The organism is Anabaena sp. FACHB-83 (assembly GCF_014697485.1).
GTDB lineage: Bacteria > Cyanobacteriota > Cyanobacteriia > Cyanobacteriales > Nostocaceae > Nostoc_B.
The window spans coordinates 1-18,389 of record NZ_JACJRY010000045.1; the positions used below are offsets into that span (position 1 = coordinate 1).

General features: G+C 40.9%; 16 protein-coding genes. 8 read left to right on the forward strand and 8 right to left on the reverse strand.

Annotation, left to right across the window (positions count from 1 at the left end; all coding sequences use genetic code 11):
* Positions 1-516 precede the first annotated feature (516 nt).
* A complete protein-coding gene (locus tag H6G79_RS29670; RefSeq protein ID WP_190595087.1) occupies positions 517-717 on the forward strand; it encodes a hypothetical protein in 201 nt (66 codons plus the stop codon).
* A gap of 200 nt (positions 718-917) precedes the next feature.
* On the opposite strand, the gene H6G79_RS29675 is transcribed toward H6G79_RS29670, so the two are convergent.
* Positions 918-1,589 carry a GntR family transcriptional regulator gene (locus H6G79_RS29675; protein ID WP_190595088.1) on the reverse strand — a complete coding sequence of 224 codons (672 nt, stop codon included), beginning with the start codon at positions 1,587-1,589 and terminating at the stop codon, positions 918-920.
* Positions 1,590-1,674: 85 nt separating this feature from the next.
* Here H6G79_RS29675 and H6G79_RS29680 point away from each other — a divergent pair, with 85 nt between their 5' ends.
* Entirely contained in the window at positions 1,675-3,282 is a 1,608-nt protein-coding gene (locus H6G79_RS29680) for a 2-isopropylmalate synthase (RefSeq protein ID WP_190595089.1), read from the forward strand.
* 90 nt (positions 3,283-3,372) lie between these two features.
* Here the strand turns inward: H6G79_RS29680 and cobM are convergent, their stop codons facing one another.
* The 4 genes from cobM to H6G79_RS29700 all read right to left on the reverse strand — a co-directional run bounded on the left by cobM (position 3,373) and on the right by H6G79_RS29700 (position 8,368).
* Positions 3,373-4,149, reverse strand: coding sequence for a precorrin-4 C(11)-methyltransferase (gene cobM, locus H6G79_RS29685; protein ID WP_190595090.1), 777 nt, complete (start codon positions 4,147-4,149; stop codon positions 3,373-3,375).
* Positions 4,150-4,463: 314 nt separating this feature from the next.
* Positions 4,464-5,345 (reverse strand): prolipoprotein diacylglyceryl transferase, encoded by an 882-nt coding sequence (gene lgt / locus H6G79_RS29690; RefSeq protein WP_190595091.1) that lies wholly within the window; start codon positions 5,343-5,345, stop codon positions 4,464-4,466.
* Between the two features lie 268 nt (positions 5,346-5,613).
* Complete coding sequence (locus H6G79_RS29695) at positions 5,614-8,202, reverse strand: COR domain-containing protein (protein WP_190595092.1); 2,589 nt, start codon at positions 8,200-8,202, stop codon at positions 5,614-5,616.
* Positions 8,195-8,368 carry a hypothetical protein gene (locus H6G79_RS29700; protein WP_190595093.1) on the reverse strand — a complete coding sequence of 58 codons (174 nt, stop codon included), beginning with the start codon at positions 8,366-8,368 and terminating at the stop codon, positions 8,195-8,197. Before H6G79_RS29700 ends, H6G79_RS29695 begins: the two co-directional genes overlap by 8 nt.
* A 319-nt stretch (positions 8,369-8,687) precedes the next feature.
* Between H6G79_RS29700 and H6G79_RS29705 the strand changes: the two genes are divergently transcribed.
* The 3 genes from H6G79_RS29705 to H6G79_RS29715 all read left to right on the forward strand — a co-directional run bounded on the left by H6G79_RS29705 (position 8,688) and on the right by H6G79_RS29715 (position 12,940).
* On the forward strand, positions 8,688-9,155 hold the full coding sequence (locus H6G79_RS29705) for a DUF2808 domain-containing protein (RefSeq protein WP_190595094.1): 468 nt from the start codon (positions 8,688-8,690) through the stop codon (positions 9,153-9,155).
* Between the two features lie 696 nt (positions 9,156-9,851).
* Entirely contained in the window at positions 9,852-12,065 is a 2,214-nt protein-coding gene (gene glgP / locus H6G79_RS29710) for an alpha-glucan family phosphorylase (RefSeq protein WP_190595095.1), read from the forward strand.
* An 83-nt stretch (positions 12,066-12,148) separates the two neighbouring features.
* Positions 12,149-12,940 carry a Tab2/Atab2 family RNA-binding protein gene (locus tag H6G79_RS29715; protein WP_190595096.1) on the forward strand — a complete coding sequence of 264 codons (792 nt, stop codon included), beginning with the start codon at positions 12,149-12,151 and terminating at the stop codon, positions 12,938-12,940.
* Positions 12,941-13,030: 90 nt separating this feature from the next.
* On the opposite strand, the gene H6G79_RS29720 is transcribed toward H6G79_RS29715, so the two are convergent.
* A complete protein-coding gene (locus H6G79_RS29720; RefSeq protein WP_190595097.1) occupies positions 13,031-13,312 on the reverse strand; it encodes a DUF2470 domain-containing protein in 282 nt (93 codons plus the stop codon).
* Positions 13,313-13,505: 193 nt separating this feature from the next.
* Between H6G79_RS29720 and H6G79_RS29725 the strand changes: the two genes are divergently transcribed.
* Entirely contained in the window at positions 13,506-14,264 is a 759-nt protein-coding gene (locus tag H6G79_RS29725) for a metallophosphoesterase family protein (protein ID WP_190595098.1), read from the forward strand.
* 32 nt (positions 14,265-14,296) lie between these two features.
* Here the strand turns inward: H6G79_RS29725 and H6G79_RS29730 are convergent, their stop codons facing one another.
* Complete coding sequence (locus H6G79_RS29730; protein WP_190595099.1) at positions 14,297-15,148, reverse strand: M48 family metallopeptidase; 852 nt, start codon at positions 15,146-15,148, stop codon at positions 14,297-14,299.
* Positions 15,149-15,661: 513 nt separating this feature from the next.
* On the opposite strand from H6G79_RS29730, the gene H6G79_RS29735 reads away from it, so the two are divergent.
* Entirely contained in the window at positions 15,662-16,195 is a 534-nt protein-coding gene (locus H6G79_RS29735) for a DUF4330 domain-containing protein (RefSeq protein WP_190594538.1), read from the forward strand.
* 137 nt (positions 16,196-16,332) lie between these two features.
* On the opposite strand, the gene H6G79_RS29740 is transcribed toward H6G79_RS29735, so the two are convergent.
* Complete coding sequence (locus H6G79_RS29740; RefSeq protein WP_190594539.1) at positions 16,333-17,238, reverse strand: alpha/beta fold hydrolase; 906 nt, start codon at positions 17,236-17,238, stop codon at positions 16,333-16,335.
* Positions 17,239-17,801: 563 nt separating this feature from the next.
* Between H6G79_RS29740 and H6G79_RS29745 the strand changes: the two genes are divergently transcribed.
* Positions 17,802-18,377: a hypothetical protein gene (locus H6G79_RS29745; protein ID WP_396019821.1), complete on the forward strand. Its 576-nt coding sequence runs from the start codon at positions 17,802-17,804 to the stop codon at positions 18,375-18,377.
* Positions 18,378-18,389 lie beyond the last annotated feature (12 nt).

Sequence of the window (18,389 nt, forward strand, 5' to 3'; positions counted from 1 at the left end):
TTTTTTGAAGATGTGCTGCAACTATTTTTTCTCGAAGATCGACAGAGTATGACTTCATTTAGAGGTATTTATATTTTAATTTATTGTACCTCATAACAGACGCAAGTGCTGTATAGTTCTTGCTTTATCTATTCTTCTACTGCTACAAATACCACACCTTCATAGATTTGTGCGATATTCAGCAGAGTCATTTTCCCAATATGCGATCGCATTCGCAATGAATGTAAAAAAACATTCCTGTTTCTCAGAAGAGGGATAATATGACCTGTCACCTTTTCTTATTTTTTTGTTATTTATATATTAACTTTGCAATATTTGTTAACCAATTATATTAATAATACTTTGTTCGTTAATTTAGAGCAGTATTGCTATTAGTTAGTTATCAGTATTAACTCTCAGACATTATTGATTAATAGTTTTGATAAAGAATTGTATTGTTGAACAAGCATATACTTATTGATATTCCTATACTGGATATTAATTTCCACACTGTGCGATTTGCACTAGGGGGTTCCAATGGTTCATACTTTTGAGGTGTTGGTTGATATTAAGGAATATGCTGATCAAGCCAACAGTACCTATCAATGCGGAACGTCAAGATACGAGATTATTGCTGAGTCCAAAGAAAAGGCGGATGGTATGGCAAGAGTTCAGGCCAGAAGTGAACATCCAAAAGGCACTGAATATGATGTTAGAGTAACCAGACTCTTGAGATAAATGACAGTCTGGATTCCACCATCAATTGATTAATTGTTCTTGTTTGCTAGTAATAATAAATAACCATTGGTTGTGCAGTTTTCCAAAAATAACATCAATGTTTTGTGCAGATATTTGTTGCCATCAGGAAAGTTACAATAAATTCATATCTGCACCATTACGGGAATATTGCATAACTTTGCTAAGAGACACTATCACTTTCAAGATTTTTGCAACAAATACATAACTAACTGTTCACCTGCGGTATCGATATGGCGTTTTAGTAATCGCACGGCAGTTTTTGGATCTCGTTGTTTGCAAGCATCTAAAAGTTGATAGTGTTCTTTTTGGGAATGTTCTTGATAGTCCATTTGTGCCATCTGCATACGCACATAGCGATCGCAATTTATATGCAGATTTTTGATCATTGCCAATAGTCGCGGACGTTCTGCGCTGGTGTAAAGTGCGGCGTGGAATTCCCAGTTAAGTTGCGCTAACAAACCTGCATCGGTGGTTTGATCAGTCGTTTCGAGAATTAACGCAGCTTTTTCTAAATCTGCTGCACTGAATTTTGGTATCGCTAACTGTATGGCTTGGACTTCCAACGCACTGCGAATCTCACAAATTTCTTGCGCTTCGGCTGCTGTGAGTACCGATACCATCGCACCACGATTCAGATGCAGAGTTACCAAACCTTCTGCTTCTAATTGACGCAAGGCTTCCCGCACAGGAATGCGACTCACACCAAATTGTGTGGCGATTTCATCTTGTCGGAGAGATTGTCCTTCTTGAAAAATGCCGCGCAAAATAGCTTCCCGCAAAGCATCGGCAATTAAATCGGGGGTGCTGCGTTGTTGTTGCAGCACATTGGCAGCTAAATCATGTAAGTTCATATTTTATATTGTATACAATTTAGAAAAGATTGTATACAATATCCAAAGTTATAAATAATTCCCTTAACCAAACGGGAGACTAGTTATGAGCATTGCATCTCAAGCAACAGACCGAGTTATCATCTTTGACACCACCTTGCGGGATGGCGAACAATCCCCTGGTGCAACCCTAAATGCAGAAGAGAAATTAGCGATCGCTCATCAACTAGCTCTTTTGGGAGTAGATGTCATAGAAGCGGGTTTTGCTGTCTCTAGTCCGGGAGATTTTCAAGCCGTCAAAACCATTGCAGAACAAGTCGGGAAAGCAGACGGGCCAATTATTTGCAGTTTAGCCAGAGCCACCCGCAAAGATATTAAAGCCGCCGCCGCAGCTTTAAAACCTGCTGCCCATCCGCGCATTCACACTATGATTTCGACATCTGATATTCATCTGCAATATCAGTTGAAAAAGTCCCGTAATGAAGTGTTGGCGATCGCTCAAGAAATGGTGGCTTATGCCAAATCCTTTGTTGATGATGTTGAGTTTTCGCCAATGGATGCTAGTCGGACAGAACCGGAGTTTTTGTATCAGGTGTTAGAAACTGCGATCGCATCTGGCGCAACCACAATCAATATTCCTGATACCGTTGGTTACTGCACCCCCAAAGAAATCGGAATTTTGATTCAAGGCATTCGGGAGAATGTGCCGAATATTGACAGAGTAACTCTGTCCATCCACACTCAAAATGATTTGGGTTTAGCAACTGCCAATGCTTTAGCCGCCATAGAACATGGTGTGCGTCAAGTAGAATGCACGATTAACGGCATTGGCGAACGTGCTGGAAATGCCGCGTTAGAAGAAATTGTGATGGCCTTGCAAGTGCGGAAACACTACTTCAATCCCTACTTTGGCCGTTCTGTAAATTCTGATGTACCCCTCACCAACATTAAAACCCAAGAGATTTATAAAACTTCTACCTTAGTTTCGCAGTTAACCGGAATGCTGATTCAACCAAATAAAGCGATCGTGGGTGCAAATGCTTTCGCCCATGAATCAGGCATTCATCAAGATGGCATTATCAAGCATCGCCAAACCTACGAAATTATGGAAGCTGCATCCATTGGCTTACCAGAAAATCGCATAGTTTTAGGCAAACACTCAGGACGAAATGCTTTCCGTACAAGGTTGAAAGAATTGGGATTTGAACTGAGTGAAGCCGACTTAAACAAAGCCTTTAACCGTTTTAAAGAAGTTGCAGACAAGAAAAAAGAAATCTCTGATTGGGATATAGAAGCACTTGTGCGGGATGAAACCCAAAATCAAGTAGAAAGCGGTTTTCAACTCGAACACGTCCAAGTAATTTGCGGTGACTGCACTTGTCCAACCGCAACCATTACAGTTGTCACACCCGATGGCAAAATCCTGACAGATGCGAGTGTCGGCACAGGGCCAGTAGATGCTGTTTATCAAGCAATAAACCATTTAATACAGATTCCCAATCAATTAATTGAGTTTTCTGTACAGTCAGTCACAGGCGGAATTGATGCCTTGGGAACAGTCACAATCCGCTTGGCATATCAAGATAGAATCTTTTCCGGGCAAGCATCCGACACCGATATTGTCGTAGCCGCAGCTTACGCCCATCTCAATGCGTTAAATCGCCTTTATCATTATTTGCAAACTCAAAAAATTCTTGCTCAGGTAAGCGAGTAGAACTGTTGGGGAATAGTGTTTAGGTAATATGGGGGCTTCGCCATGACACTATTCTCAACAGGAAATCTCTGTGGATAATTCCTGACCAAGTTAAGCACGAAATAAATGATTATATTCAGGATTGTACAAGTGCGATCGCCCATCTGTTGCTTTAAGTGCGGGACTAATTACATAAAGTGTGGTGCGAATCAGATTTTCTGTTTTGGTGCATTCCGCCATTTTGTTCAGGGGAACCACGCGAATTTTTTCATCAGGCCAACCTAGCCGAAAGCAAATCGCCACAGGTGTATCGCTGGGGTAATGTTCGAGTAATTTGGCTTGGGCATTTTCGACGTGACGCGCACTTAAATATAGGCATAAACTAGCTTGATGGGCGGCGAGGCTGGTTAACTCTTCTGTGCTTGGGACTTCAGTACGTCCACTAATGCGCGTCAAGATGATAGTTTGAACTAAACCGGGGACTGTTAACTCTACCTTGAGTTTGGCGGCGGCGGCTTGAAAGGCGCTAATTCCTGGGACGACTTCAAAGGGGATATCCGCCTCAGCCAGCATTTGCATTTGTTCGTGAATAGCACTGTAAAGACTGGGGTCGCCAGAGTGGAGACGGACAAGAGATTTTTGCTGCGATCGCACCCGTTCCACCATCAGCGATACAATTTCTTCCAAAGTCTTATCCGCAGTCGGAATAATTTCCGCATCTGGGCGGCACAGATTTAATATTTGTTCGGGAACTAAAGCATCAGCAAATAAAATTACATCTGCCCTAGAAAGGAGTTTTTGCGCTTTAACCGTTAATAAATCTGGGTCTCCCGGCCCTGCCCCCACAATGTAAACTGCTGGTTTGATTAAATTTAGTTGAGTTTCCATACAAAAAACTTCAATTACTTTTCCGTATTTACCCGTAATAAAAATCTTTTTTCAAAAATTTCTTGGCATTTTCTCAGTATCCTTCCGGATTAACCCTCTAACGATAGAAGAATGGAATGGTAGATGCACCCTGGTTAAGCCCTAGAGTCAAATCTGGGGCATTTTTTATTTTTGGTCATTAGCCATTGGCATTGCCTAAATGCGTGATGAATTTTCTCACGCAGAGACGCAGAGAGGATGAGGATTTTTAAATTGAGTCATCTTCTAATCCCCCTTGTCTCCCTTGTCTCCTTCGTCCCCCTTCAGGCCTTCTCCTAATCACTTGACGCAACCACATCCGGTAACGGGCGTTTCCGAAAATATAGCCAAGCTAAACCTGCTAAACCTGCGATGATACCCGTTAAGCTGACAATTTGGGCAATTCTCAGATTTCCTAGCAATAAACTATCTGTGCGTAAACCTTCAATCCAAAAGCGACCAGTGCTGTAGGCTGTTAAGTAAACCATAATTAACGTGCCTAGTTTCAGCTTTAGCTTGCCAGAGACACTGCGGAAAAATAAATTTAACAGCAAGGCAAACACCATTAAATCCCACAGTGATTCATACAAAAAAGTGGGATGGAAGTATTCAAAACTTTGATAATCTAAAGGACGACCAAGACAGAGGTTTTTAGCTGGATCAAATCTGCATGGAATGTAAAGTTTCCAAGGTAGATTAGTAGGACGACCAAAAGCTTCAGAATTAAAGAAATTACCCCATCTTCCAATTGCTTGTCCTAAAACTAGGGAAGGTGCAACCAAGTCTGCTAATTGCCAAAAAGAAACCCGCTTGAGTTTGGCAAAAATTAAAGCTGCTATCGTCCCACCGATAATTGCACCGTGAATAGCAATACCACCTTCCCAAATAGCGATGATTTTTTCGGGATGCTTGGCATATTCCGCCCATTCAAACAAAACATAATATAGTCGTGCGGCGGGAATTGCCCCCAACACCAGCCAAATTGACAAATCACTCAGCAATTCTGGATTCACATTACGGCGTTTTGCCAAGTACTGAGAAAGGCTGACACCAACTAACACCGCCGTAGCAATCAACAAGCCATACCAACGGATAGTTAATGGGCCGATTTTCACCAAAATCGGGCCTGGAGAAGTAAATTGAAATGCCAACGGCAAAGAAGAGATATCCAGTACCATGCAAAACTACCTAGAGAATTACAGTGTTTAGCTTGAGCAGCTGACAACCCTATCACTGGTAGGGCAGTTATGTCTATAAACCATTAGAGCAGGTTTTGTTTGTAGAGACTCACACTCAACGGATATCTATCTAGTTCAATTCCGTAGGGTGTGTTACGGCTACGTCAAGATTTGAGCGTTGGAAATATGAGAAATTAGCCGTAACGCACCGGATTTGATGGTGTGTTGTGCGTTGCTTCAACACACCCTACTAGCCTAGCCATTCATTTTAAGATATAAACGCCTGTTTAATTTTCTTGCAAATTTCGACTAACGCTTTATTCTGTTCTGATGTACTCAAGCTATCTAAAGGCTGTTTTGGTTCGTGGGCTGCGAGATATTTGGGAATTTCCGTTTCTTCGTAGGAACTATAACTTATAGGTATCCACAGAATCTTGACTCCTTCTTTTTCAGCAGCTTCTAAAAAATAAGGTAACTCAATATCAGCAATAAAATCTGAAGCTAAAAAGTTGGGACTAACTAACAATACTGCCACTTTTGCGGCTGCTAACGCATAGTCAATTTCTTTACGCCATTCTGCCCCTGCTTGAATTTTGTTATCATCCCATACCACCAATGCTTGATGATGAATTATAGGCTTTAAGTGCGTATTGAGTTTTTCAAGCCACTCCATATCTTTGCGGCTATAACTAATAAAAACTTGATTTCTAAGCATAAATTGTTTAGGCGGAAAAACATCATCAATAAGTCCTTGAATATTTACCATACCAAAACCTTCTTGACATTGTATTTCATATTGTTTTGCTTTTTGAAATTTATCCAATATTGTTAAATCATAAGCATAAGGTTTTTGGCTATCCTTACATTTCTTGCAATTACAAGGAACAAGGATTCCATACTGTAGATGTTTGTAGCAACTATGAATTTTTTCTAGTTCATGTTTAACTATTGCTAACAATTCTTTTTTATGATTGCCTGATACACGGATTTTAATTTCACGTTGATGATAGTGTTCAATTACTTCAGCACGAGTGTTATCTTTATTGAGAATAACACCTGTTTTCCAAACAAGTTTTTGCTGTTCAATTAAATTATGTGTTTCAACAATAAAGCGGCTTAACATACCCTTGGGCATAAACTCATAACTGTAGCGCAAGATAAGGTTATTAGAGTCATCCCAATCATATTCAGGTTGATTGGCGGAAAGTAACTGAGGAGCAATATAATTACCAAGAGAACTAGGAATTTCGTAGCAGAGTTTAAAATTCATCATTAACCGCAATAATTCTGGACGCATATCGGCATATTTATTCTCATGCCAAATATTTTTCAAATCATTCCGGTTAAATTGTCCTAAATTTTCAATAACCTGTGGATTATCTAAAACTTTATATACTGCATCGGTTCCCCAAGTGGGTTTAAGAATTACAGTTTTTCTAAGCAAGTCATCTTCTTGAAAGTGCAGACATACTCCTAAATCATGTAAATAACCACTAAGTTGAAGTTTATCTTCTTTATTTGTAAATCCATGCTTTTGGCAAATATTGAGATATTCTTCTAAATTTATATATTCACGGTTATCACTTTCTAAAGCTTTGCGGACTTCAACCCAAGTTTTAGGCAGTTCAGTGCCAACATGAGGGAGATTACTAATATAATGTTTAATCTTATTGAGAATTTCTGGTAAACCACGATTTGTAGCAAAATTTGTAGCTAGTGTTCCTTTAAAACTTTTAAAATTAGCTCTTAAATCTCGTTCGTTGATTTCTCGTTTACGTTCTTGCTTTTCATTTTTGATAACTAGGACAGGACTTTCGCCGCCTAGTAACTCTACTACGTTCAGCCAGTAATAAAAATCAGTATCTTCCTTACGAATATCAGCAACTAAGGCATATAGTGAACGTTTAGTGAGAAAGAATTGATGAGTCGCATGGTAAATTTCTTGTCCGCCAAAATCCCATATATTAATCTGGAAATCTCTACCATTGTCTAGTGGGAATTTCCATTGAACTATATCAATACCTTCTGTAGATTCTTCATCTTGATTTAATTGATAGTTAGCATCTTGAATTTTTTTGGCGAGTGTAGTTTTCCCTGCTCCACCTTCTCCTACTATGAGTAATTTAGCTTCGTAGAGGCGATCGCTTTTTTCCTCTAACTGTTGCCGTAGAAAGTTCAGAATTGTGCTTGAACCCTTCTGAAGTATTTCTGGCGGAGGTGATTCAAGGGGATTGTCGCGGAGGTAGAGTTGTAGATTGGGCAGTTGTCCAATTTCTGGAGGTAGACTACTCAGTTGATTACTATCGAGGTAAAGCAATTGCAGACTGATGAGTTGTCCAATTTCTGGAGGTAGACTGCTCAGTTGATTAAAGGAGAGTTTTAGGGTTTTCAGATTAGTGAGTTGTCCAATTTCTGGAGGTAGACTGCTCAGTTGATTACTATCGAGGTAGAGCGATTGCAGGTTGATGAGTTGTCCAATTTCTGGAGGCAAACTACTCAAGTGATTAAAGGGAAGGTTAAGTGTTTTCAGATTACTGAGTTGTGCAATTTCCGGAGGCAGACTGCTCAGTCTATTGAAGGATAGATTGAGTATTTTGAGATTAGTGAGTAGTTCAATTTCTGGTGCTAGACTGCTCAGTTGATTATTGTGGAGGTTGAGCAATCGCAGATTGGTGAGTTGTCTGATTTCTGGAGGCAGACTGCTTATTTGATTGTTATGGAGGTTGAATGATTGTAGGTTGTCAAGTTTCCCAATTTCCGGGGGTAAAGTTGTTAAACCTTTGCCAGCAAGATTTAATTCTGTCGCCTGATCTCTGGCAGCTTGTTCAATGATTTGCAGTAGTTCTTCGTTAGTCATAGCAAAAGGACGATCGCACCAGGAAAATCAACTTAAATAATAATTTAGCGCGTATAAACCCATCTCTGAACACGGATGCTGGAGGAGAAAGTGCGATCGCCTTAGCTAACTCATTAATGAAATACCGCCAAAAACCTAGCATCGCAGTATTTTCATTCAACTTCATTACTAGTTCACATATAAATAAAAATAGGTTTTTTCATCCGCTAATAGTATTATTTGAAATTGTTTTTTCTCTTACCTTCTTTTGTGATTATTTAATTGACAGTTCAAACCTCAGAATGATAACGATAATATCTCCTCAGTGAGAAGCAAATTTTTTTAAATATTTTTAATCTAAAAACTAATTAGACAAGATTACTTTTCTGTCGATAGAAACTTTAGGCAAGTCTAATTAAATATCTCGTAAATCCATAAAATACTTAATTTGCGATTAAGTATAGATTTTCTGTTGGCTATTCTATTCAATCATTTGGAGGTTGGTTATGAAAAAATGGATTTTATTATCTGGCTTGAGTGTTGCGATCGCAGCTACTTGTCTCCCGGCGCAAGCCCAAAGACAAGATATGTCTTACAATAGCAATGCTCCGCGAATTAGCAGTACAAGCGGTTACGATAGTACTCACACAATTACTGTGTATACAGGTATGCAGCCTTTATCTTACCTGATAGTTAGACCTTCTGATGCTCTCAAAGTTAGTAACGATATTGACGTTACTGATCAATCTGGTCGGCGCGTTGAGGCTAACATTTCTAGACAAGATGAAAGAATCATTAGAATTGATTTCTCTCAACCAGTGCCTCCTGGAACTAATCTCAATATTGCTTTTAGGAATATAGATTTTGCCAATGCCTTTCCGAATCGAAGCTTTGTTTACTACGATATTTCTGGTGGGCATATCGGTTTATCAAGAGAAGTTCCCTATGGTTTAGCCCAAGTTCAGGTATATTAATTTTTGGGTTAAAAGATAATTAAAAAAGTAGAAATATTGCACAATAATTTTTCTACTTTTCTTATCTCTCAAGCTAGATATAGATAGCACAATACGGTTCAGATAAGAAAACTAAATTACAATAAAACCAACAAATGAAAAAATGATTTTGGAGAGGGTTTGAGGGACACAACCGTCACCCAATGGGGGGCTTTGGGGATTCTCCCCCAAATCTTACTCATGTTTAATAATTTATTTATTAGGACTTACGCAAAAAAACGAAAAAATAAGGTTTTAGAACAGGGTGCAGGGGTATGAGGGTGTAAGGGTGTAAGTATTCAAAACCCTTACACCGCATACCCTTTCACCCATACACCCAATCCCCACAAACAATTTTGGTGCGTAAGTCCTGTTTATCTCTCTTTAGCTTTTCTTAAACATTACAAATTGATAGTAAATAAAACTTAATAATACGGAAATTATTGTAAACAAAAGTGATGCAAATTGATGGGCAGAAAGTATTAAATCCAGAGATAATACTAAAAACGTAATAGCAAGAAGAATCATTAATTTTGATAGAGCATAGATGAGAAAAGCTGCTGCGGCTTCAGGGGAGGATTCACGAATGAAGACTCCGGCGGAATCAACCTGAAGGTAATTTTGTGGCAGCAAATGATAGATGAAATCGCAAAAAGTTAACAGAGAGTTTAGACTTGTATGGCTAACAGCAGTGCAATAACCGCATCGGTACGTTTAAGCGAAAAGATGCCTTTCCCCCTCAAACGTTTAGCAGATTTAGCTTATAACTATTGGTGGAGTTGGAGTAGCGATCGCATATCCTTATTTCAAAGCATTGATCCCCAAGAATGGGAACTTTGTGGGCATAATCCAGTGGCAATTTTAGAGTCAGCTAGTTACGAACGTCTGACTCATTTGGCAGAAGATCCCCTTTACCTGAAGCAGATTTCTGCCTTAGTCCGCGAATTTGACCAGTACATGGCACAGAAAGATACTTGGGTGAATCGAGTTGCACCGCAAGTGTCGGCTGAACATCCCATTGCTTATTTTTGTGCCGAATTTGGTATCCATGAATCTCTGCCTGTTTACTCTGGTGGCTTGGGTATTTTAGCCGGGGATCATCTAAAATCATCATCCGATTTAGGTGTGCCGATGGTGGGTGTGGGTTTACTGTATCGCCAAGGGTACTTTCGCCAACGCTTAAACCGCCACGGTTGGCAAGAAGATTACTATTTGGATAATCCCTTCGACAAAATGCCCCTAGAGTTAATTAAAAACGAGCAAGGGGAACCACTCACCATCCAGATAGAAATTCGCCAACGCCAAGTAAAAGTACAAATTTGGCGAGTGCAAGTCGGGCGTGTAACTCTATATTTACTAGATAGCGATCGCCCAGACAACGATCCCATTGACCGTTGGTTAACAGGACACTTGTATGGCGGTAACTTAGAAACCCGCATCGCCCAAGAAGTCGTCTTAGGTATTGGTGGAGTCAGGGCTTTAACCGCCTTGGGAATCAAACCCTCCGTACATCACCTCAACGAAGGACACGCCGCCTTTTGTACCCTAGAAATTGCCCGTCAAGAAATTGAACGAACCGGGAAATCCTTCTACGATATTGAAGCCAGCGTCAAGAAAAGTTGTGTCTTTACCACCCACACACCGGTTCCCGCCGGTCATGATGTCTTCTCCCCCGACTTAATTGACTCTTATTTTGCCCAGTACTGGCCGCAATTAGGGCTATCCCGCGAACAATTTTTAGCCTTGGGTGCAAGACGACTGGGTGATCCTTGGGAACCCTTTGGGATGACAGTTTTAGCATTGCGGATGTGTCGTGCTTGCAACGGCGTAAGTGAATTACACGGCAAAGTCTCCCGCAAAATGTGGACTGTTCTCTACCCACAACATAGCGAAGATACAGTTCCAATTGGTTACATTACCAACGGTGTTCATGCACCCACCTGGACTGCACCTTTACTCGCAGACTTATATGACCAATATTTAGGTAAAGATTGGAAAACTCGCGCCATCGATCCCCAAATGTGGGCGAAAGTTGACGACATTCCCAACGAAGAACTCTGGGCAAGACATCAGATTCTTAAAGAAAGACTAATTGCCTACACTCGTTATAAAGTCAAAAAGTCACGGGAACAGCGCGGTGAAGATTATCAAAGCATTCAAGCCGTGAATAGTTTACTTGACCCGAATATATTAACCATTGGTTTTGCGCGACGCTTTAGCCCTTATAAACGTGGTGATTTGATTTTACGCGATGCCGAACGGGCTGTGAAGATTTTTGGCAATGCCCAACATCCAGTTCAGATTATCTTTGCTGGCAAAGCACACCCAGCCGATGAAGAAGGTAAACGCATTATTCAACGTTTGATGGAGTGGTGTCGTAATTCCGGCATTATTCACCGTGTTGCCTTTATTGAAGATTACGACATTTACACCGGACAAAAACTCGTCCAAGGCGTTGATGTTTGGTTAAATAACCCCCGTCGTCCTCTAGAAGCATCAGGGACAAGTGGACAGAAAGTCTGCTTTAATGGCGGGTTAAATTGTAGCGTCCTTGATGGTTGGTGGTGTGAAGGCTACCAAGCCGACGCAAATGGCAAAGGAATTAACGGTTGGGCTATTGGTGAAGATGCTCACACAAGCGACCAAGAATTGCAAGACCGCATCGATTCCCAGTCACTGTATCAGCTTTTAGAATCTGAGATTGTTCCCCTATACTACGACCAAGATGCTCAAGGTATCCCTCATCGCTGGATACAGATGATGAAAGCATCCATTAAGACCAATGCACCACTGTTTAATACAGATAGAATGATTGCTGACTACGTTTCTCAGGTGTATGTCCCAGAAATTGCAGCCCGTGTTGAACCAATTTTGGCCAAGGTTCTGTTTTAAAGTCTTAAAAGAATTGTAATTTTCCTGGTTCAATAGAGGGGTGGGTTATCCACCCCTTTTTTTATGAAAAAATGTTTTAAATCATGAAAATTTGGCAAGCTGATTTTTATCGGAGTTCGCAACAAGATATATCTGGACAAATTTTATGGGAATTGTTGATTTGTGATGCAAATCGCAGTTTTGAGTATACAGCTACTTGTTTGCAGTCAGAAGCAAATTCCCATTGGCTGACTACTCAAATTCAACAAGCCGCAGGTGCAAAGTTACCAGATGTGATTCAAGTTTTCCGTCCCCAGTCGTTGAGTTTAATCGAAACAGCCGGACGCAATTTAGGTATTGCAGTAGAAGCAACCCGCCGGACTTTAGCATTAAAACAGTGGTTAAAAGACAAACATTCTGATTTTAGTTTAGAAAAACCCGCACCCTTACCATTACCGGAAAATCTCTGGGGTGAACAGTGGCGCTTTGCAAATTTAGCGGCTGGGGATTTAGAAATAGAATTTAGCGATCGCCCCATTCCGATTTTATCTATGCCAGAATTTCTTAAACCCATAAATCTGGGTTTAGCTTCCACAGTAACCGTTCCTGGTGTAGTCATTTATGGTGGCAGACAATCTATGCGTTTAGCACGTTGGTTAGCCACAACACATCCTGTAGCCTTAAACTACATCCCCGGTGCGCCCGATGGTTTAATTTTAGAAGCGGGTTTAGTTGATAGATGGGTATTAGCCACCTTTGAAGATGCAGAAGTCACCGCCGCCGCTAAAACTTATGAACAACGTAAACAACAAAGCCAGGGATTACACTTTTTATTAATTCAACCCGATGATTCTGGTATGACTTACAGTGGTTTTTGGTTATTACAAACCGAGTAGGAACTTATTTTTATGCTTCAAACAATAAAAGCTACCCCCTCTCCCTTGTCTCCCTTATCTCCCTTCTAAATAACTGAAAACTCTAACCCCTCACCCCTTCACCCGCGCCTGCTTAATCATCGCAATCAAAGTTTGATGAGCATCTTCCGCATCCGCTAAAATATGGTCAAATTGGATACGCACTGGAATGGATTCTTCATTGACTTGCGTGGTTAAATCCATTCCCTGTGAATCAATTGCTAACATTTGGGCTGATGTAGCTTCAGTAATATTACCAAAAACTTTGGCATATAAAAGTACAGCATCAGCATGATCTTCATTCATGTGATTACAGATGCGTGTGCTGATTTCAGGAGAAAATTGTTCAGACATTGGGCAAACTAAAATTAGAATTACAGCCTAAATTTTAAGTTAGGGTGTGTAAGCAAATTGATAATTTTTGGTGCAGATAAAACTTTAAATAAAATTTAAATTTACGCAAGTAATATTTATCTTTATTTACGGAATAACCTGCGGTTATAGTGTAGCAAAAATATTAAACTAATTTCATTTCAGCTAAATGCAGATGAGTAGAACAAGGAAACGTCGCATAGTTATTGGGGATGTGCATGGTCATTATGAAGGCTTGATGACTTTGTTAGAGGCGATCGCACCCACATCAGAAGATCAAGTTTATTTTCTCGGTGACTTAATTGATCGTGGCCCCCACAGCTACAATGTTGTGAATTTTGTCCGGCAGAACAATTATCCCTGTCTGTTGGGTAATCACGAGCAGATGCTATTGAATATTCTCACCCAAACAAATATTCCCGCCCCAGCTATGCAAGCTTGGTTGTATAGCGGTGGACAAGCCACTCTCAGCAGTTACCAAGCATCCACTATTCCCCAAGAGCATTTAGAGTGGTTTCAATCCCTACCCACTTATTTAGATTTGGGCGATATTTGGTTAACTCATGCCGGATTAGACCCAAATCTGCCTCTCGCCGAACAAACTGCCGAGCAGTTCTGCTGGATTAGAGATGAATTTCACAGCATAGAAAAGCCTTATTTTCCTGATAAGCTCATTATAGTTGGGCATACTATAACTTTTACTTTACCAAACGTTCCTCCGGGTAAACTAGCCGAAGGTAGAGGATGGCTAGATATCGATACTGGAGCTTATCATCCTCGTAGTGGTTGGTTAACTGGATTTGATGTTACCAATCATTTAATTTATCAAGTAAATGTATTTCAAAATACCCAGCGTATCTTACCGCTAGAAGATGGCGTGGTAACAGTGGAACCTTCCCAAATCAAAGCTCGCCGCCAGCCGCAGCGAGCATAGGTTTTGGTTGTAAATTCGGCACAGTGAAAAAACTAAAGTAATGGTCGAATTCTAGCTCGATAAGCAGCGTTATCTAAACCGTCACGCCCACTACTGGGTTGAGAATTAATTGCACGTTTAAGATTATTGATGCGATCGCTAGTAGCAGGGTGCGTACTCAAGAAAGTTGGACCAGAACCACTTTTGAGTAGCTTTTGCATAAAGGAAACCATACCAGATTGAGCATAACCGGCTCTTGTTAGAGTTCTTAAACCTCTTTTATCGGCATCAAACTCATCTTGACGACTGCGAGGACGGTTAAGGGCTAAGTCTACACCAATAGCCACAGCTTGATTACGGTCTAAACCGGCTACTGTAGCTAAACCACTCGCCACAGCCCTTTGCTGCATTTGTTTAACCAAGTGTTTCCCCCCAATGTGACCAATTTCATGAGCTATCACACTAGCTAGTTCCGCTTCATTTTCTGCGGTTTTGAGTAAACCTGTGTTGAGATAAACAAAACCCCCAGTAGTAGCAAAAGCATTCACAGCATTATCTTCTACCACCTGAAAGGTAAAAGGAAGACTGGGGCGATCGCTATTGGCGGCTAATCTTTGACCAATTTCCTGCACATAACGATTCACTTCTGCATTGCGATACAGACGAACTTCACCAAGTAATTCATCATTCATCTGTTTGCCAAGCTCTACTTCTTGGCGAGAGGATATATTAGAAAGCTGAAGTATTTGCGCTCCTTGGAACAACAGTGGTAATAAATCTACAGCCCGTCCAGGTAAAGGTGTACTCAAACACAAACTGAGGGCGACTACCACCGACATTATTGGATATAACCAACTACGCCGCCAGCGACGATAATTTGCTGTAAAACCTTTCCAAGCCATCATAAGCATTTCTGATAATAATTTCGAGACAAGCAACAATCACAAGACAAAATACAAGACGGAGTTACTGCGCTTGAAGTTGCATTTTAATCTTATGACTACGGATGCGATCGCCCAAATTATCTCTAGAAGGATTTATCTACACCCTTACACCCCTATACCCGCATTTCTCACAAGCTTCAGGCGTTTGATGGGGCAGAGGGGCAGAGGTGCGGAGGGGCAGGGGAGAGAGTACCTTCATTCTCCCCTGCTCCCCTGCTCCCCTGCACAGGCTTTGAAAGGTGTGGTGAGAAATGCAGGCTATACCCCTTCACCCTCACCCAAACCTTGATTTTTTTAAGTCCTAATGTAAAGGATGTGCCGACTTCACGCCGATTTTTTCAACTCGTGATACACTGTCGCCAGACTCAAAGACCTAGCCATCTTTCAGTCATACCTCTGTCGGGAAATTGTCATGTTCCTGATTAACTTTGTTGCTACAATCAAATACTTTGTTTGTATTTAGGAAAAGTTTTTATGGCTATTTTTGATTCCAAAGGTCGCTTGTTCGGTAAAGTCAATATTCTTGATGTAGGCGCTGCACTTGTAATTCTGCTAGTTATAGTTGGTATCTTCTTTTTTCCAGGAACCTCTGGTTCTGTGGCTCAAGTTGGTTCAAAAACCGTACCCATTGAGGTAGATTTAGCCGTGCGGGGTTTGAATGTCCGCGACCCAGAACGCTTATTTGAAAGTGGATTTAAGAAAGGCGGTAAAACAAACGTCATTATCCGTAATCAGCCTTACGGTCAAATTGGGATTAAATCTATTGAAGTACTAGAGAGAACAATCACCGCTACCCAACCAGATGGTTCAGTTAAGGAAGTCAAAGATCCTCGAAAGAACAATTACAGTACAGATATGCTGTTAACTTTGGAAGGTAAGGCGCAAGTCACGGAAAATGGCCCAGTTTTAGGTAACAGCAAAGTCAAAATTGGTATGCCTTTTGAATTAGAAGGTTATAACTACAACTTCAATGCCACTGTAATTGATGTCCGCGTAGAGAATAAGTAATTGAAGTGTGAAATTATTTCCAGTGCTGAGTGCTTTACACTGAGCGGAGTCGAAGTGTGAGTGGTTAGTAGTGAAACGCATCTCCACATTATTAGCGCCACAGGCGCTATCCTAACTCAGCACTCAGCACTTTCAACTCAGCACTCTTCACTGACTAAAGGCAAAAACTGGCGAATTAATCCAATAGTGACGGCGGGTAGTTCCAACTGGGGTGTTAATCCCACATCTTCTAGTTGTTGAAACACGCGAATTGCTTGGGGGTTTTTCTCTGCTAAACGACGACCAATTTCGGGGCCAGTAAATTGGGATTTCTCCCCCCAAATAATCGCAGTCGGAGTGGTCAGCTTTTCAATGTCAAGGGATAAATCAAAACACAAATCACCACGCACAAAAGAAAGTGCAGCATATTCCGCGTTGGGCTGTTGAGCAGATTGAAGATAAGCCTGGACAATTTCTTGATAAACTCGATTAGCTTGGGCAAATTGTCTTTGCTCTAAAAAACTGCGAATGCCTGCTTCGGTCGCAATACCAGTACTGTAAAGCAAGCGGTCAATTATGGGTACGCTGACTAACTGAGCAAAAAAACTGCGGGAGTAGTCTCCGCCAAAATCAGATAGTCCGGCTGGTGTGGTGAGAATTAAAGATTTGAATAATTCAGGATGAGCGATCGCAACTCGAATTGTCAACGCCGCAGTCAAAGAAGAAGCAATCACCGTGACTGCTTCTGTACAAGTTTGCTGCAAAAATTCCCGAATCGTCGTTAAATAATCGTCAATTTGGTAATTTCGCGCTGGATGTTCTGATTTACCCCATCCAATCAAATCTGGTGCCAGAATGCGATATTCACTAGCAAAAGCTGGGTAAACCTTCGACCACTCATAAGCCGAAGATCCACCACCAAAACCATGTAGGAATACTAAAGTTTCCTTTGTCGGTTCAGCGATCGCACTCCCTTGCCAAAACGACCCTACGCTAGTGTAATATACTATTCTCCCTAAAGAAGTTGTAATTGAGCGTTGTTCAAATCCCTGTGGTTGAAACATATATATGCCGTTCATTTAGTATGTGTTCAAGTTGCAAATTCTCTGGTTGAGAATGTCATGAGTAATTTGTATTCACATAAGACCAATGACCAAAAACCTATTTTACGTATACTTCGGCAAAGTAGATGTGTGTTAGCTGAGTAATTGCTGGTAGCAATCGTTTCACACCAAACACGCCGTACTTTTAGGGAATTTCCCGGAGTTTATTCATTGCTATTTTTAGCAAACCCGCAATTTTTCCACCTCTAGCCTCCGCTAGATTAAGGGGATGTAAAATCACTGGCTTACGTGTGAAGATTCAGTGATTTTTTTGTCTCTGATTCGCAGGGTATTTGCCTGTAAATACTGTTATACAAGGCTTTTGTGAAGTAGCCTGTATTACTTTGGTGATATAAAAGACATTGGTTTTTTATGGTAATCTATCAGAAAACTCACGTAAAGTTTTGAGCTTCCAGAATAGTTGAAATACCTAAGATTAGCAACGATTCTGGATTTAAGAAAAACACCTTTAGATATAATTACTTATCTAAATCGTTCTCTAGGTAATGGTAAGGCGGGGCGTTGTGGTAAAGCAGGCTACTCTTCAATCGGATAAAGCACCAGCGTTGGCAGATTTTAAAGACGTATTAGAAAACTGTGACGTGCATATAGCTTCTGCTTGGCGGGGACAGTTGGCAGAAACTTTAGAAACAGCCAAAGTGGGTGTTCCTATTTGTGTATGTTTAAATTTAGAAGATTTAAAGTGTTTTGAATCGGTCGAAACACAATATGAACGCTGGGGTGTCGTTTTCCGTAATTCAATTGCCATACAACCTTCTAACCCTGCATTTCCGAGCCATTCTGGCCTCATAGTATTAATGGGTTCGCCAAAAGGCGGGTTTCTGGAAGCGAGTTTTGTACAGCCAGTCAATTATGTTAGTGCCTATGTGACTAGTTCGCAAAGGCTGGTTATGTCTGCTTATGATAGCGATCGCCAACTGCTCAGTCAAACCGTACTTCCTGGCGCGAATCTTGCTAACTCTGATTCAGCAGTACCCCCCAACATTTTATTATCTGTAACAGGCAGAAATATTCACTCTGTTACCTTCTGTGCCTTTGACGGTCAATTCACCATTGACGACTTTCGTTTTTGTATGTAAGACCATTCCCAA

Bases quoted from the DNA above. Each gene is read 5' to 3' on its own strand.
- H6G79_RS29670 (WP_190595087.1), top strand. From the start codon at position 517: ATGGTTCATACTTTTGAGGTGTTGGTTGATATTAAGGAATATGCTGAT.
- H6G79_RS29675 (WP_190595088.1), bottom strand. From the start codon at position 1,589: ATGAACTTACATGATTTAGCTGCCAATGTGCTGCAACAACAACGCAGC.
- H6G79_RS29680 (WP_190595089.1), top strand. From the start codon at position 1,675: ATGAGCATTGCATCTCAAGCAACAGACCGAGTTATCATCTTTGACACC.
- cobM (WP_190595090.1), bottom strand. From the start codon at position 4,149: ATGGAAACTCAACTAAATTTAATCAAACCAGCAGTTTACATTGTGGGG.
- lgt (WP_190595091.1), bottom strand. From the start codon at position 5,345: ATGGTACTGGATATCTCTTCTTTGCCGTTGGCATTTCAATTTACTTCT.
- H6G79_RS29695 (WP_190595092.1), bottom strand. From the start codon at position 8,202: ATGACTAACGAAGAACTACTGCAAATCATTGAACAAGCTGCCAGAGAT.
- H6G79_RS29700 (WP_190595093.1), bottom strand. From the start codon at position 8,368: ATGAAGTTGAATGAAAATACTGCGATGCTAGGTTTTTGGCGGTATTTC.
- H6G79_RS29705 (WP_190595094.1), top strand. From the start codon at position 8,688: ATGAAAAAATGGATTTTATTATCTGGCTTGAGTGTTGCGATCGCAGCT.
- glgP (WP_190595095.1), top strand. From the start codon at position 9,852: ATGGCTAACAGCAGTGCAATAACCGCATCGGTACGTTTAAGCGAAAAG.
- H6G79_RS29715 (WP_190595096.1), top strand. From the start codon at position 12,149: ATGAAAATTTGGCAAGCTGATTTTTATCGGAGTTCGCAACAAGATATA.
- H6G79_RS29720 (WP_190595097.1), bottom strand. From the start codon at position 13,312: ATGTCTGAACAATTTTCTCCTGAAATCAGCACACGCATCTGTAATCAC.
- H6G79_RS29725 (WP_190595098.1), top strand. From the start codon at position 13,506: ATGAGTAGAACAAGGAAACGTCGCATAGTTATTGGGGATGTGCATGGT.
- H6G79_RS29730 (WP_190595099.1), bottom strand. From the start codon at position 15,148: ATGATGGCTTGGAAAGGTTTTACAGCAAATTATCGTCGCTGGCGGCGT.
- H6G79_RS29735 (WP_190594538.1), top strand. From the start codon at position 15,662: ATGGCTATTTTTGATTCCAAAGGTCGCTTGTTCGGTAAAGTCAATATT.
- H6G79_RS29740 (WP_190594539.1), bottom strand. From the start codon at position 17,238: ATGTTTCAACCACAGGGATTTGAACAACGCTCAATTACAACTTCTTTA.